We start from the raw sequence: 14,165 nt of genomic DNA on the forward strand, positions 1-14,165 counted from the left end.
ACATCGAGCGGGCCGAGCGCGCGGTCCGCGAACTCCTGCTCGCCATCGGTGAGGACCCCGACCGCGAGGGGCTGCGCGAGACCCCGGGGCGGGTGGCCCGTTCCTACGCCGAGCTCTTCGCCGGTCTGCGGATGGACCCGGCCGAGCTGCTGGCCACGACCTTCGAGGTCGACCACGACGAGATGGTGCTCGTGCGCGACATCGAGCTGTACAGCACCTGCGAGCACCACCTCGTGCCGTTCCACGGCGTGGCGCACGTGGGCTACATCCCCTCCAAGTCGGGGCGTGTCACCGGGCTGTCGAAGATCGCGCGGCTGGTCGACGTGTACGCCAAGAGGCCCCAGATCCAGGAGCGTCTCACCTCCCAGATCGCCGACGCCCTCGTGGAGCACCTCGAGCCGCGCGGGGTGATCGTCGTCGTCGACTGCGAGCATCTGTGCATGTCGATGCGCGGGGTCCGCAAACCCGGGGCGCGCACGACGACGTCGGCTGTGCGGGGGCAGTTGCGTTCTCCCGCGACTCGCGCGGAGGCGATGAGCCTGATCCTCGGGGGGCTCGATGAGCCGTCCGCTCGTGATGGGCATCGTCAACGTCACGCCCGACTCCTTCAGCGACGGGGGGCGCTGGTTCGATCACGAGGCGGCGGTGGAACACGGTCGGGAGCTGGCGGTCGCCGGCGCCGACATCGTCGACGTCGGGGGCGAGTCGACCCGTCCCGGTGCTCGGCGCCCGAGCGAGCAGGAGGAGCTCGACCGGATCCTGCCGGTCGTCGCCGCCCTGGCCCGCACCCGGCTGCGGGTCTCGATCGACACGATGCGTGCGTCGGTCGCCGCTGCGGCGCTCGACGCGGGGGCCGACATCGTCAATGACGTCAGCGGCGGTCTGGCCGACCCGGGGATGCTGCCGCTGGTCGCGAGCACCGGAGCGACCTACGTGACCATGCACTGGCGCGGCCACGGTGACTCGATGCAGCAGCGCGCCGTGTACGACGACGTCGTCGCCGAGGTGCGCGGCGAACTCCTCGCGCGGGTGGAGGCAGCCGAGGCGGCCGGGGTCGGCGCGGACCGGATCGTCATCGACCCCGGGTTGGGGTTCGCCAAGACCGCCGAGCACAACTGGCAGCTCATGGCCCGGATGCGGGAGTTCACAGAGCTCGGCTACCGGGTGCTGGTCGGGGCGTCCCGCAAGACCTTCCTCGGCCGGCTCGGTGGGGCGGAGGCGCCGGTGCCGCCGGCCCGCAGGGATGCCGCCACCGCCGCGACGAGCCTGCTGTGCGCGCAGGCGGGGGTGTGGGCGGTGCGCGTGCACGACGTGCCCTCGACCCTGGCCGCCCTGCAGGTGCACGAGGCCGTCAGCGCCTGGGGCGAGGTCTCGGGCGGCGCGTCGTGACCGACCGGATCCGACTCACCGGCCTCGAGGCCGACGGCACGCACGGCGTGCTCCCCGAGGAACACCTGCGGGCCCAGAGGTTCGTCGTCGACGTCACCCTCGAGGTCGACCTGTCCGCGGCCGGGGCGAGCGACGATCTGGCGGACACCGTGAGCTACGCCGAGGTGGCCCAGGACGTCGTCGAGGTCGTCGAAGGCCCCCACGTCGACCTCGTGGAGACGCTGGCCGACCGCATCGCGCGCACCCTCCTGCGCCGGCCTCCGATCGAGGCGGTCGAGGTCGTCGTGCACAAGCCCGACGCCCCGATCCCGTTGCGGTTCGCCGACGTCGCCGTCGAGATCCGACGCGAGGCGCGCCATCGGGTCGTCATCGCCCTCGGCGCCAACGACGGCGACCCGGGACACACCCTGGCCGCCGCCGTGCGGGCCGTGGCCGGCATCGAGGGCATGCGCGTCGACGGTGTCTCAGACCTGTACGAGACCGACCCGGTGGGCGGTCCGGAGCAGCCCGTCTACCTCAACGCGGTGCTTGTCGGTCACACGCGCCTGTCCCCGCACACGCTGCTCGGTCGACTGCACGAGGTGGAGGCCGATCACGGTCGCGTCCGGCAGGTGCGGTGGGGTCCGCGCACGCTCGATCTCGACCTCGTCCAGCACGGCGACCCGGGGGCCGGTGACGACGTCGTCTGCGACACGGCCGACCTCGTGCTGCCGCACCCGCGTGCGCATCAACGGGCCTTCGTGCTCGTGCCGTGGGCCCAGGTGGATCCGCGGGCCCTGCTGCGGGTGGCCGATGAGCCCGTGCCGGTGGCCGAACTCGTCTCGGCGCTCGACGCCGACGGGCTCCTGGAGGGGGTCCGCACACGGAACACCTGGCAACCCTCGTGGTGAGCGGTCGTGCGTGACGGCGTCGGCCCGGTCCCGATCGCCGGACTCGGTGTCCTGAGCGCGGTGTTCGGGTGGCTGATCACGCGGATCTGGTACGCCCGCGCCGGGATCCCGCCGTCGCCGTCGTGGCTCGCCGCGGTGCTCGTCGTCGTCGCGGCGGGCGCGGTGATCGTCCTGGCGCGTCCCGTGCGTGCGGCGTCCTCGGCCGACCCGCCCCGGAGCGTCGCACCCCGCCGGGCCGTCGTGGCTGTCGCGCTGGCGCAGGCCGCCGCGGTCACCGGTGCCGCACTGGCCGGGTGGAACGTCGGCTTCCTGCTCACGCTCGCCGGCGATCTCGACGCGGCGTCGGTGCGGGCCGCCGCGGGGGCGGCGCTGGCGCTCGTGGCCGCTGCCGTGGCACTCGTGATCGCGGGGGTGTGGGCGCAGAACGCGTGCCGCCTTCCTCCGCGCGGCGCTTCCCCGGCATCCTGAGGTCCGCCGAGCTACCGTCGTGGGTATGGCCAGCGACCGACCAGCCCGACTGAAGGTGGGAGTGCTCGGGTGCGGTCGGGTGGGGGCCGTGCTCGGTGCGGCGCTCGCGGAGGCCGGTCACCGGGTCGTGGCGGTCTCGGGGGTGAGCGAGGCGTCGCGGGACCGCGCCCGGGCCCTTCTGCCGGGAGTGCCGATGCTCCTGCCCGAGGAGGTGCTCGACCGGAGCGAACTCGTGCTCCTCACTCCACCGGCGGCCGTATTGGAGTCTCTGGTCGGGCATTTGTGTGTGTCCGGTGCTTTCCGTCCCGGACAGATCGTCGTGCATACACATCCAGGTTTCGGTATCCGTGTGTTGTCCGAAGCGAGGCATGTTCTTCCGCTGGCCATCCACCCGGCCACCCGATTCACCGGGACACGTTCGGATCTGGCGCGACTACGCGTTTCTCACGCGGCGGTGACGGCACATCCGGATCGTCGTGCCGTTGCCGAGGCACTGGCGGTGGAGATGGGCGCCGAACCCGTGTGGGTCGAGGAAGCTGCACGTTGTGTGTACGCGGCCACCATCTCGTTGATCGGCGATCATGTCCACGCGTTGTTCGAGGCCGGACGAAGTCATGCCCTCGAGGCGGGTATTCGTGACGCCGAGGATCTTCTCCGTGGATACCTGCACGCGAGTGCGGAGGTCGCGCATACCCGCCGGGCCCACCCCCACGGTTTCGCCGAGACCGGGGACGCCGAGGGGCTGACGCGCGACCTGACCGCCTTGGCCGGCGCGCAACCGGACCCGCGCCCGTCCTATCGGGCCCTGGCCCGGCTGGCGGTGGCCGGATCGTTGCGCAGCGGCACGCCGATCGAGCTGCGGGACGACAGCCTGTTCGACGCGTTGTCCCAGGACGACGGGGGCGGCGGTTGACGCGGACGTGACCGCGCCGCCCCTGACCACCGGCGATGTCGCGGGTGCGGTGTGCCGCAGGCCCGCGGCTCGCGCCGAGGTGAGGACGGCGAGTACGGTGGAGCGAACGCGCGCGTCGAAGGAGTGGTCGTGGAATATCTGGAGCAGGTGGCGCTCGCCATCATCCCCTCCATCGGGGTCGGATTCCTCTTCTACAAGGTCATCAAGACGATCGTCGAGAGCGATCGCAGCGAGCGGCTGGCCTATGCGCAATGGCAGCAGCGCCAGGACGCGCCCGAGAAGTCCGATGCGACCGACGGCACCGGTGTGGCAGAAAGCAGCTCGACGACTCCCCGGAGCTGAATGCAAGACATTCTCTGCGACTATTTCCCTCACTAGGCCGGATAAAGTAGGGTGAGGCGCGAGCCGAGTGGATGTCTCCTCGATATTCTCTCGGTCCCTTCAGTCTTCAATCAACTCTGGAGAACATCCATGGCCCAGCGTGTCCAGGTCATCCTCGTCGACGATGTCGACGGTGGAGAGGCCACCGAGTCCGTCACCTTCGCCCTCGACGGCGTGACCTACGAGATCGACCTTTCCGAGAAGAACGCCGCGCGTCTTCGCGATTCGATGAGCGAATGGGTGGCCAACGCCCGTCGTGCCGGCGGTCGCAAGGTCACCGGCCGTCGCGCGGGTTCGACCCGTCGTGACGACCTCAACGAGATCCGCCAGTGGGGTCGCGCCAACGGATTCAAGGTCAGCGACCGCGGTCGGGTGTCGCGCGAGCTGCAGCAGGCGTACGACACCGCTCAGGGAAAGTAGCCCCCGCCGGCTCGAAACGAGCCGGAGTCGGTGACATCCTGGTGGCCTCATGAGCGCGCACCCGGAGCTGGCCGATCTGGCGGCGGACATCACCACCCACATCGGGTACGTCGATGTCGTCGCGCAGGGATGGGGAGTCCGCTCCCCTATTCGTGCGAGCAGATCATCACCGAGCAGGAAGCCGGAGCGGACCCGACGGCATGGTGGCGCGAGAGCGTCGGCAAGGCCCAGGAACGCCGGTATCGACACGCGGCGCCCCCACAGGTGGGCGCCGCGTTCGTCATGGGGTGGTACCTGCAGGTGGTGGCGACGCCGCTCGCGTTCGCCGCGGTGCTGCGCGACTGGCTTCCTGATGCCTCGCCCGCGGCGTTGAGGTTCGATCTCGACGACGCCGAGTTCTATCCCGTGGCCGAGTCGCTCGGTGGCGAACACATCCGTCGCGCCACACATCCTCAGCTCCGGATGGCGCAGGCGCGCAAGGCGTACGAGGAGCACGCGTTCCGGTTCGCGGAGTCCTACGAGCCGGGTGTGAAGATGGGCAGCAAACAGCGCTACGGGCTCGTGCGTGACACGTGGGCGGCGATGCTCAACTCGGCACGGACCTCGGTGTTGCAGGAGCCGAGCCGTCTGGGAATGCGCGAATCGTGTTGCTTCATCTTCGCTCTCCCCGGCGCGCACACGTGCGCACGCTGCCCTCGCAATCGCGTCCGCTGAACACGAACGTGTTTCGACGTCGGTGCCCGGCGGCGTTGCGGTTCAAGAGTTCTCGCTGAGTCCGTCTTGCCCGGCCTCCGAGTCTGGGGCAGGCTGACCGCCAGGTCGCGCCCGTCGACCAGATGCGAGAGGTCACCCATGTGCGTCCATGATCACGAGAACAGCGACGTCTCCCTGCCCGCCGTCGCGCGGCGCAACGTCTTGGCGGGAGCTGCCGTCCTCGCGGGCATCGCCGGGGTCGGTCTGGCGTCCTCGCCCGCGGCCGCCGCGGCGGGGGAGCCCCGGAAGGATCGCGGGTCGGCACCCCACCCGCCTGTGCTGATCGTCGAGGGCGGCGCTCTGGTCGACCCTGAGACCGGCGACGTCACGCCGGATGCCGTGGTCGTGTTCGCCCGAGGCCGCGTGGTCGCCTCCGGCTCGCGCGATGCGACGCGTCGCGCGGTCAAGGAACACGGGCGGGGCGCGCGGGTCCTGCGGGCCGACGGGCGCTGGGTCGTGCCCGGCCTCATCGACGTGCACGTGCACAACAACACCCTCGAGGACGCCGCCACGGTGCTCCGGGCGGGCGCCACGAGCACCCGCAGCGGTTCGTCGCTCTTCTACCAGGACGTCGCCCTGGCGGAGTACTCGAAGTGGGCCCCCGGGCGCGTTCCGCGCATGCTCCCGGCAGGCACGTTCGTCACGCCCGATCTCGGCGACACCATTCTCGGCGACCCCGAGCTGGCCCCGTTGGCAGCGCTGCGCAACGGCGTGCGGACCCCCGCCGACCTCGCGCACCTGACCAAGGTCAACCTCTCCCGCGGCGCCCGCGTCATCAAGACCCGGGCCAACCCGCGCGCCGGTCTCCCGGAGCAGGACCCGCTCGAACTGGTCTACGACCGTGAGCAACTGTCGGCGGTCGTGAAGGCGGCGGGCAAGGCAGGTGTCCTGTGCCACGCCTACAGCGAGAAGGGCATCGACGGCGCCGTGCGAGCGGGGATCCGGTCACTCGAGCACGGGGTGTTCGTCGGCGAGCGCACGCTGGCCGAGATGGCGCGCCGGCGCACCTACTTCACGCCCACCATCGCGACGATCGACGGCATGCGGCACGTGGAGGATCCCGTGTTGCGGGCGCGCGGTGAGGAGTACGTCCCCGTCCTCGTGAAGGCCGTCGCCGAGGCGCATCGTCGGGGCGTGCCGATCGTGGCCGGGACCGACTCGTTCGGCACGGCCGTCGACCCCATCGGCAAGGAGACCCGCTTCCTCCACGAGGCAGGTCTGTCCCCGCTCGAGGCCCTGCGCAGCGCGACGACGCGTGCGGCTCGTCTGCTCGGATGGAGCCGGGCGGGGCGCCTCACCCCCGGAGCGTTCGCAGACGCCGTCATCGTCGACTCCGATCCGCTGCAGGACGGCGCGGCGCTGGAGAAGGTGCGGGTCGTCATCGCGCAGGGTGTGGTCGTCCGGGAGGACTGACCGGCGAGTGACGCGCTGAGACCGGAGGCGGCGTCGGTGTCGACGCCACCTCCGGCTTCTGGATCACGCTCAGGTGAGGGCGTCCATGAGGTCGCCGTCCGTCTGCAGGCGGTCGAGGACCTCCGTGGGCGTGAGTTGCTCCAGTGCCACCGGATCCTCGGCCCCCTCCTCGATCTCCTCCCAGGTGCGTGGCGCGGCGACGAACGGCGAGTCCTTCTTCCCCCGCAGTGAGTAGGGGCAGATCGTGGTCTTGGCCGCGACGTTCTGACTCCAGTCGATGAAGACCTTTCCGCCACGCACGTTCTTGGCCATCGTCGACAGCACGAGGTCGGGACGCTCCTCCGCGAGGTGGTCGGCGACGGTCTTGGCCATGGCGCGCGTCTGGTCGGCCGGGGTGAGGCTCGGCAGCGCGGCGTAGACCTGGAGTCCCTTGCTGCCGGAGGTGACCGGCACGAGCCGGGTCAGGCCCGCGTCGGCGAGCACGTCACGCACGAGCAGAGCGACCTGCGCGCACTCCGTCAGGCCCGCCGGCGGCCCCGGGTCGAGGTCGACGACGAGCCGGTCGCAGTCGAGGCGGCGGTCCTCCGCGGTCGCGGGGTCCACGTCGGCCCCCTCGGATGCGGCGTCGTCGACCTCGACGCGCCACTGCGGCACGTGCAGTTCGAGGGCGCCGAGCTGTCCGAGCCACGTGAGTCCGGCGACGTCGTCGATGAGGGGGTAGGTCACGAGTTCGTCGGCGCGGCGCGAATGGGGTGACAGGAGGGTGACGCGCCGCACCCACGTCGGCGCACCCGCGGGCGTGTTCTTCTCGAAGAACGACTCTCCGGAGACGCCGTGCGGAAAGCGCAGCCGCGTGACGGGCCGATCGTGGAGCTGGGGCAGCAGTGCGGGGGCGACGGCGGCGAGGTAGGAGAGGATCTCGGCCTTGGTCGTGCCGGTCCGCCCGAACATCACCTTGTCGAGGCTGGTCAGCCGCAGGACGCGCCCATCGACCTCTACACGTACCTGCTTGCGGTCCTCAGGCATCGGAATCCTCCTCCGGGATGTCGGTGGCGAGGGTGTCGGCGGGCACCAGATCGGGTCGCAGGCCGCGGTAGGACGGTTGCCGCAGTCGCCCCTGACCGGCCAGGCCGAGGCTCTCGACGTCGATGACCACCTCGGGACGCACCCAGGTGGCGAGTTCGGCGTCGATGCGGGGGACGTCGTCGAACGGCCGGTCGGGACAGGCGAGGTCGCGGAGGTGAGCCAGGAGTTCGTCACCGGCGCGGCCCGCGAGTCCGCTGCCGACGCGCCCGAGGAGCCGGAGTCTGCCGTCGGGGCCGGGGGTTCCCACCAGGACGGCGCCGAGCCGGTCGCGGCTGCCGGTCTCCGGGCGCCACCCGCCCACGACGACGCTGCGCGTGCGTCGGTGAGGACGCTTGAGCCAGTGCGGACTTCGCTGTCCCGGGCGGTAGGGCGAGGACCGCCGCTTGCTGACGACGCCCTCGAGGCCCCGCTCGCGGGTCACGTCCAGCAGCATCCGCCCGTCCGCGTAGACCTCGGGGACCAGCCACTTGTCGTGCTCCAGGCTGGGCGCCAGCGCGTCGAGGAGTTCGCGACGCCGGTGCCACGGTTGGTCGATCACCTCGTGGCCGTCCAGGGCGAGGACGTCGAAGAGCATGACCGTGACCGGCCGTGGTGCGGCGCGTCCAGGACGCTGCGTCTTCGCCGGGCCACTGATGCGGTCGGCCAGGGCGTGCAGCGAGGGGATGCCGGCCTCGTCGAGCGCGACGATCTCTCCGTCGAGCACGAGATCGGGCAGCACCAGGCCCTGCAGTTCGGGGAACGAGGAGGTCACGTCGCGCTCCGAGCGGGAGAACAGGCGCACCGCGCCACCTCGGACCTCGGCGATGACGCGCCACCCGTCCCACTTGACCTCGTGCGCCCAGGCGTCGCCCGTGGGGACGGAGTCGGTGTGGGTGGCGAGCATCGGACGCATGTCGACCATGGTCGCGCAGGTACGCGCGGTCGGCAGGACGACAGGCTGTGGGCACGCGACGGCACAGCGGGTGGGGCGTGGTCGAGGCTTCCACGAGGTGGTCGGATGGGTGCTCGTGCTGGATAGTGGAGGTCCACCCCAGGGGAGGTCTCATGCGTGCGATCTGGAAGGGGGCCGTGTCGTTCGGCCTCGTCACCGTGCCGGTCCGGTTGTACTCGGCGACGGAGAACCACGACATCCAGTTCCGTCAGGTGCGGGCGAGCGACGGCTCACGCATCCGGTACAAGCGGGTCGCCGAGGCCGACGGCGAGGAGGTGCCGTACGCGGAGATCACCAAGGGGTATGAGACCTCCGACGGGCAGATGGTGGTGCTGACCGCCGACGAACTCGCCGCGCTGCCGAGCCGGAGCAGCAAGGAGATCAGCGTCGAGAAGTTCGTCCCCGCCGAGCAGATCGATCCGATGCTGCTCGACAAGAGCTACTACCTCGAACCCGATGCGGCGGGCGCCAAGGCGTACTCCCTGCTGCGCGAGGCGCTTCGGGACTCCGACCGGGTGGCGGTGGCCACGTTGGCGGTGCGCACCCGCATGACCATGGCGGTGCTGCGGGTGCACGAAGAGGTCATCGTCTGCCAGACGATGCTGTGGCCCGATGAGATCCGGGCGGCGGACTTCGGCGTGCTCGAGGACGTGCCGGAGCCCAGCAAGAAGGAGGTGCAGATGGCGCACCTGCTCGTGGAGTCCCTCGCCGACGATTTCGAGCCCAACGAGTTCGAGGACGACTACGCCAAGGCCGTCGAGGAGCTCGTGGCCCGCAAGATCGAGGGCCAGGAGGTCGTCGCGGCACCCGAGGCCGAGGAGGAGGCCGGTCAGGTCGTCGACCTGCTCGCGGCGCTGCAGAAGTCCGTCGAACGCGCCAAGGGTGGCCGCAAGGGCGGCGGGTCGGCAGCGACGAAGGAGGCGGGCGAGCAGCAGGACTCCGGCGAGGCGCAGGAGGACGAGGACTCCTCGTCGACCACGCGCACCGCGAAGAGGTCGACCGGCAAGAAGACGGCCGCGAAGACCCCGGCGAAGAAGAGCGCCGCCAAGAAGAGCACCGCCAAGAAGACGACGGCGAAGAAGGCGAAGTCCTCCGATTCGTCCGAGGCGGACGACGAGACCCTCAAGGCCGGCTGACGTGCCGGAGGGGCACACGATCCATGCCCAGGCGCGGCGCCTGAGCAGAGCGTTCGCTGGGTCGTCGGTGAGCGTCTCGAGCCCGCAGGGGCGGTTCGCGGAGGCCGCGGCGCTCCTCGACGGCGGTGAGTTCGTCGCGGCCGAGGCGGCGGGCAAGCACCTGTTCACCCACCACAAGGGTGACCGGATCGTGCACGTGCACCTGGGGCTGATCGGCAAGTTCTCGGTCATCCCGCACGACGCCGGCGAGGGTGAGGTGCCCGTGACCGGCGCGGTGCGTCTGCGGATCCGCGACGACGCGCACGTGGCCGACCTGCGGGGTCCGAACGTGTGTGCCCTGGTCACCCCCGAGCAGCACGACGCGGTGCTGGCGCGCCTCGGCCCGGACCCGCTGCGTGACGACGCCGACCCCGACCGCGCCTGGCAGCGGATCTCACGCAGCGGCAAGAGCATCGCCGAACTGCTCATGGACCAGGCGGTGCTCGCGGGGGTCGGCAACGTCTACCGCTGTGAGGTGCTGTTCCGGCACCGGGTCGACCCGTTCCGCCCCGGCAAGGAGCTGAAACGGGCGACGTGGCAACGCATCTGGGACGACGTCGCGCTGCTCCTGCCGCTCGGGGTGGCCTTCGGCCAGATCCTCACGATGGAGGACCAGGTCGAGGACGCCCTCACCTGGCTGGGCAGCTCTCCGGAGGAGGTCGACGCCTACACGGCCACCCTCACCGGCGACGGACACGGCACCCACTTCGAACGACGCTTCTCCGTGTACAAGCGGACCGGCGAGGAATGCCGGGTCTGCGGCTCCCACATCCGCACGCAGAAGATCGCCGGACGCCACCTCTACTGGTGCGGACGGTGTCAGCGGCGGGGGTGAGACTCAGGTGTGATCGACGGCGGCACGTTGGACCGGAAGCGCGTCGCGGTAACGCTGCAGGAACTCCTCGAAACCCGCCGCCGTCTCGGCATCGGGCTCCGCACGCTGGAGATCGGAGCCCGAGAACACCTCGGCCTGCAGGTGGTCGGTCAGGCTGCGGCCCTGGCCGCGGAGCGTGAAGTCCGCCAGGAGGGCCATTCCCCAGGGACCGCCTCGCGACGCGACCTCGCCCACGAGGACCGGTGTCCCCAGTGCGGCGGCGAGGTACCCCTGGGCGACGCCCGGGGTGGCGAAGAGGCCGCCGTGGGCGAAGAGCCGGTCGATGCGCACGCCCTCCTTCATCAGGACGTCCATGCCCAACCGCAGTGTCGCGAAGGCGCCGAAGAGCTGCGCCCGCATGAAGTTGGCGAGAGTGAGCTCACTCCCCGGGCGACGGAGGACGAGAGGCCTGCCTTCGGGCAACCCGGTGATCGGCTCACCGGCCAGGTTGTTGAACGCTGTCAGGCCGCCCGCATCAGCATCTGCCTCGAGGGATGCGCGGAACAGGGTGGAGAAGACCGTGGACTCCTCGACCTCGTGGCCGAGAGCATGCGCGAACTGGCCGAACACGTCTGCCCAGGCGTCGAGTTCGCTCGCACCGTTGTTGCAGTGCACCATGCCGACCGGGTCGCCGGCAGGCGTGGTCACGAGGTCGATCTCGGGGTGCGGGCCCGACAAGGGACCCTCGAGGACGACCATGGCGAAGATGCTGGTGCCGGCGCTGACGTTGCCGGTGCGTGGTGCCACCGCGTTCGTGGCCACCATGCCCGTCCCGGCGTCCCCCTCGGGAGGGCAGGTGGGCGCGCCCGGTTCCAGGTGCCCGTCGGGGTCCAGGAATCTAACGCCTGCAGGGGTGAGGTGCCCTGCGGTCGCACCGGCCACGCGAACCTCGGGCAGGAGCGTCCGCAGCGGTGTCGTCACCCCGTGCTCTGCGGCCAGTCGGTCGAAGCGGCGCAGCATCCCCTCGTCGTAGTCGAGAGTCGCCGCGTCGACCGGGAACATGCCGCTGGCGTCGCCGATGCCGAGGATCCACTCGCCGGTCAGCTCGTGATGGACGTAGCCGGCCAAGGTCGTGAGCCGGTGGACGTGGGAGACATGCGGCTCCTGGTTCAGGATCGCCTGGAAGTAGTGCGCCACGCTCCAGCGGTGGGGGATGTTCTGACCGAGGTGCCTGCTCAACACCTCCGCAGCCTCGCCGGTGGCCGTGTTGCGCCACGTGCGGAACGGGGTGAGGAGTTCGCCCTCCTCGTCGAACGCGAGGTATCCGTGCATCATCGCGGAGACGCCGAGCGCTCCCACCTGCGACAATGTGGCGCCATGTCGTGCGCGGACGTCCTCGCGGAGCCGGGCGACACACGACCGCAGCCCGGTGCGGACCGCGTCCAGTGAGTACGTCCAGGTGCGGTCGACGAACTCGTTCTCCCAGGACTGAGAACCGTGGGCGATCGGCCGGCGGTCGGGGCCGATCAACACCGCCTTGATGGTGGTCGAGCCCAACTCGATGCCGAGCGTGGTCCGCCCTTCGTCGATGGCGGTCGCGACGGGGTGGGTCGTCATGGGTGAACCTCGTCGTTCTCGTCGTTCTCGTCGTTCTCGTCGTTCCGATGGGCACGGGCAAGACCTCACGGTAGCCCGCGAGGTCGTCGGAGCCAGGGGCTAGCATTCTCTGACGTCGTCGTCGCCCGATGTCGGCGGACGCCGTTCGCCTCCTGAAGGCGTACTCACACCACGCCTGCACGGGAGGTGGCACCGGATGGGGATCCAGGACGAGATCCGGGCGACGCGCGACGTCGTCTGCCGGCTGCACGCGGAACTCATCCGCTGGGAACTCGTGGTCTGGACCGCGGGAAACGTGTCTCAGCGAGTCGCGTCCGAAGGGCCGAGCGCCGACCTGTTCGTCATCAAGCCCTCCGGAGTCCGCTACGACGAGCTGACCCCGGAATCGATGGTCGTCTGCGATCTGGAGGGGAACCTCGTCGAGGGCGACAGATCTCCGAGTTCGGACACGGCCGCGCACGCCTACGTCTACCGGCACATGCCGACGGTCGGCGGTGTCGTGCACACCCATTCGACCTATGCCACGGCCTGGGCCGCGCGCGGCGAGGAGATCCCGTGCGTGCTCACGATGATGGCCGACGAGTTCGGCGGCCCCGTCCCCGTCGGGCCATTCGCGGTGATCGGTGACGACTCCATCGGGCGCGGCATCGTCGAGACGCTGCGGGATTCGCGGTCCAAGGCGGTGCTCATGGCCAACCACGGGCCGTTCACCATCGGCAAGGACGGGACGGCGGCCGTCAAGGCGGCAGCCATGGTGGAGGAGGTCGCCCGCGTCGTCCACATCTCGATGCAGCTCGGGACCCCGCTCCCCATCGCGGACCACCTCATCGACTCACTCCACGACCGGTACCAGAACGTCTACGGGCAGGGCAGCACCTCCTGAGGAGACCCAGAAGGGTCGGGAAAGGAACCACATGCAGGCACAGGGAACTCGCTCGTTGGATCGCAAGCTCACCGCGATCCTCGCCGGCGGCTACTCCCCGCGGGACTTCGTCATCGCGGACGCGAAGGACGCGGACATGTCCACCGGCCTATGTTCGGCGGGTCCTCGACGGGATGCCGGTGGTGCCGTCGTCGGATACCGCTCGCGAGCGGACTTCCTCCAGGACATGGTCGATCAGATCGAGCAGGGAGACATCGACATCCTGCTCGCCTCCGCATCGAACGCCGAGCGGCTGGCGGACGAGGATCGTCTCGGCCACGAGGTGACCCTCGCCGTCCGGGCCAACGACACCACGGACATCTGGGCGAACCGGGGAGCGACGTACCAGCAGTTCCCCTCGCGTCCGTTCCGGACTGCTTCTCTCCCGCGGGTGCGCCGGTTCTGCGACCTCGTCCTCTACTCGATGACGTTCACCAACGACATCGAGCGCGACCTGGCGACTCTGACGGACTATCGCGAGTTCCGCGCCGAGGCGGCCGATCTGGGGGTGCGGCACTTCCTCGAGGTCTTCAACCCGGCGGTGCCGACGGGAGTGAACGCCGCAATGCTGCCCGCCTACGTGAACGACTCGATCGTGCGCGCGCTGGCCGGCGTCACTCAGGAGGAACGGCCCATCTTCCTCAAGATCGCCTACAACGGCGCGTCCGCGCTCTCCGAACTGGCGCAGTACGACCCGGCCCTCGTCGTCGGTGTTCTCGGCGGGTCGGCAGGGACCACTCGCGACACCTTCGAGCTGCTGCATCGCACCGAGAAAGCGGGCGGCAGGGTCGCTCTGTTCGGTCGCAAGATCCAGAACGCCGAATCTCAGAGCGACCTCGTGCGTCTCATGCGTCGGGTCGTGGAGGGTGACCTCGCTCCCGAGGGCGCCGTCGAGGCGTATCACTCGGCGTTGACGGACAAGGGCCTCACCCCGCAGCGCCCGCTGTCGCAGGATTCCCGACTCACCGACCCGGTGCTGCTCGCCGAGTGACC

The 14,165-nt window shown here is 70.4% G+C and carries 15 protein-coding genes and 1 pseudogene; 13 read left to right on the forward strand and 3 right to left on the reverse strand.

Features of this window, described 5'->3' with window-relative positions; translation table 11 throughout:
- Positions 1-44: 44 nt before the first annotated feature.
- From folE to QQK49_RS02050, 9 genes and pseudogenes are all read left to right on the forward strand, one after another.
- A pseudogene (gene folE, locus QQK49_RS02010) lies at positions 45-485 on the forward strand (GTP cyclohydrolase I FolE); the annotation flags it as partial.
- A gap of 91 nt (positions 486-576) precedes the next feature.
- Positions 577-1,389: a dihydropteroate synthase gene (gene folP / locus QQK49_RS02015; RefSeq protein ID WP_348536054.1), complete on the forward strand. Its 813-nt coding sequence runs from the start codon at positions 577-579 to the stop codon at positions 1,387-1,389.
- The gene (folK, locus tag QQK49_RS02020; RefSeq protein ID WP_284302434.1) at positions 1,386-2,279 is read left to right on the forward strand and encodes a 2-amino-4-hydroxy-6-hydroxymethyldihydropteridine diphosphokinase; all 894 of its coding nucleotides are present in this window, start codon (positions 1,386-1,388) and stop codon (positions 2,277-2,279) included. The genes folP and folK overlap by 4 nt, the downstream gene beginning before the upstream one ends.
- Positions 2,280-2,285: 6 nt before the next feature.
- Positions 2,286-2,747 (forward strand): DUF3180 family protein, encoded by a 462-nt coding sequence (locus QQK49_RS02025; protein WP_284302435.1) that lies wholly within the window; start codon positions 2,286-2,288, stop codon positions 2,745-2,747.
- 25 nt (positions 2,748-2,772) lie between these two features.
- Complete coding sequence (locus tag QQK49_RS02030) at positions 2,773-3,660, forward strand: DUF2520 domain-containing protein (protein ID WP_284302436.1); 888 nt, start codon at positions 2,773-2,775, stop codon at positions 3,658-3,660.
- Between the two features lie 129 nt (positions 3,661-3,789).
- Positions 3,790-4,002: a hypothetical protein gene (locus tag QQK49_RS02035; RefSeq protein WP_284302437.1), complete on the forward strand. Its 213-nt coding sequence runs from the start codon at positions 3,790-3,792 to the stop codon at positions 4,000-4,002.
- A 129-nt stretch (positions 4,003-4,131) separates the two neighbouring features.
- A complete protein-coding gene (locus QQK49_RS02040; RefSeq protein ID WP_284302438.1) occupies positions 4,132-4,461 on the forward strand; it encodes a histone-like nucleoid-structuring protein Lsr2 in 330 nt (109 codons plus the stop codon).
- Between the two features lie 129 nt (positions 4,462-4,590).
- On the forward strand, positions 4,591-5,175 hold the full coding sequence (locus QQK49_RS02045) for a (2Fe-2S)-binding protein (protein WP_284302439.1): 585 nt from the start codon (positions 4,591-4,593) through the stop codon (positions 5,173-5,175).
- A 138-nt stretch (positions 5,176-5,313) separates the two neighbouring features.
- Entirely contained in the window at positions 5,314-6,627 is a 1,314-nt protein-coding gene (locus QQK49_RS02050) for an amidohydrolase family protein (RefSeq protein WP_284302440.1), read from the forward strand.
- Between the two features lie 69 nt (positions 6,628-6,696).
- Here QQK49_RS02050 and ligD (QQK49_RS02055) read toward each other — a convergent pair whose 3' ends face one another.
- Together ligD (QQK49_RS02055) and ligD (QQK49_RS02060) are read right to left on the reverse strand one after the other, a co-directional pair.
- Positions 6,697-7,653: a non-homologous end-joining DNA ligase gene (gene ligD / locus QQK49_RS02055; RefSeq protein WP_284302441.1), complete on the reverse strand. Its 957-nt coding sequence runs from the start codon at positions 7,651-7,653 to the stop codon at positions 6,697-6,699.
- A complete protein-coding gene (gene ligD / locus QQK49_RS02060) occupies positions 7,646-8,605 on the reverse strand; it encodes a non-homologous end-joining DNA ligase (protein WP_284302443.1) in 960 nt (319 codons plus the stop codon). Before ligD (QQK49_RS02060) ends, ligD (QQK49_RS02055) begins: the two co-directional genes overlap by 8 nt.
- Before the next feature lie 152 nt (positions 8,606-8,757).
- Between ligD (QQK49_RS02060) and ku the strand changes: the two genes are divergently transcribed.
- Both ku and QQK49_RS02070 read left to right on the forward strand, forming a co-directional pair.
- Positions 8,758-9,780: a non-homologous end joining protein Ku gene (ku, locus tag QQK49_RS02065; RefSeq protein ID WP_284302445.1), complete on the forward strand. Its 1,023-nt coding sequence runs from the start codon at positions 8,758-8,760 to the stop codon at positions 9,778-9,780.
- Position 9,781: 1 nt separating this feature from the next.
- The gene (locus tag QQK49_RS02070) at positions 9,782-10,654 is read left to right on the forward strand and encodes an Fpg/Nei family DNA glycosylase (RefSeq protein ID WP_284302446.1); all 873 of its coding nucleotides are present in this window, start codon (positions 9,782-9,784) and stop codon (positions 10,652-10,654) included.
- Between the two features lie 3 nt (positions 10,655-10,657).
- Here QQK49_RS02070 and QQK49_RS02075 read toward each other — a convergent pair whose 3' ends face one another.
- Positions 10,658-12,250, reverse strand: coding sequence for a xylulokinase (locus QQK49_RS02075; RefSeq protein WP_284302447.1), 1,593 nt, complete (start codon positions 12,248-12,250; stop codon positions 10,658-10,660).
- A gap of 196 nt (positions 12,251-12,446) precedes the next feature.
- On the opposite strand from QQK49_RS02075, the gene QQK49_RS02080 reads away from it, so the two are divergent.
- Together QQK49_RS02080 and QQK49_RS02085 are read left to right on the forward strand one after the other, a co-directional pair.
- Entirely contained in the window at positions 12,447-13,133 is a 687-nt protein-coding gene (locus tag QQK49_RS02080; protein WP_284302448.1) for an L-ribulose-5-phosphate 4-epimerase, read from the forward strand.
- 31 nt (positions 13,134-13,164) lie between these two features.
- Positions 13,165-14,163, forward strand: coding sequence for a beta/alpha barrel domain-containing protein (locus QQK49_RS02085; RefSeq protein WP_284302449.1), 999 nt, complete (start codon positions 13,165-13,167; stop codon positions 14,161-14,163).
- Positions 14,164-14,165: the final 2 nt, after the last annotated feature.

Source organism: Mobilicoccus caccae, from assembly GCF_030161635.1.
In the GTDB taxonomy this organism is placed as follows: domain Bacteria; phylum Actinomycetota; class Actinomycetes; order Actinomycetales; family Dermatophilaceae; genus Mobilicoccus; species Mobilicoccus caccae.

Bases quoted from the DNA above. Each gene is read 5' to 3' on its own strand.
- folP (WP_348536054.1), top strand. From the start codon at position 577: ATGGGCATCGTCAACGTCACGCCCGACTCCTTCAGCGACGGGGGGCGC.
- ligD (WP_284302441.1), bottom strand. From the start codon at position 7,653: ATGCCTGAGGACCGCAAGCAGGTACGTGTAGAGGTCGATGGGCGCGTC.
- QQK49_RS02030 (WP_284302436.1), top strand. From the start codon at position 2,773: ATGGCCAGCGACCGACCAGCCCGACTGAAGGTGGGAGTGCTCGGGTGC.
- ligD (WP_284302443.1), bottom strand. From the start codon at position 8,605: ATGCGTCCGATGCTCGCCACCCACACCGACTCCGTCCCCACGGGCGAC.
- ku (WP_284302445.1), top strand. From the start codon at position 8,758: ATGCGTGCGATCTGGAAGGGGGCCGTGTCGTTCGGCCTCGTCACCGTG.
- QQK49_RS02040 (WP_284302438.1), top strand. From the start codon at position 4,132: ATGGCCCAGCGTGTCCAGGTCATCCTCGTCGACGATGTCGACGGTGGA.
- QQK49_RS02075 (WP_284302447.1), bottom strand. From the start codon at position 12,250: ATGACGACCCACCCCGTCGCGACCGCCATCGACGAAGGGCGGACCACG.
- QQK49_RS02080 (WP_284302448.1), top strand. From the start codon at position 12,447: ATGGGGATCCAGGACGAGATCCGGGCGACGCGCGACGTCGTCTGCCGG.
- QQK49_RS02050 (WP_284302440.1), top strand. From the start codon at position 5,314: ATGTGCGTCCATGATCACGAGAACAGCGACGTCTCCCTGCCCGCCGTC.
- QQK49_RS02085 (WP_284302449.1), top strand. From the start codon at position 13,165: ATGCAGGCACAGGGAACTCGCTCGTTGGATCGCAAGCTCACCGCGATC.
- QQK49_RS02045 (WP_284302439.1), top strand. From the start codon at position 4,591: ATGGGGAGTCCGCTCCCCTATTCGTGCGAGCAGATCATCACCGAGCAG.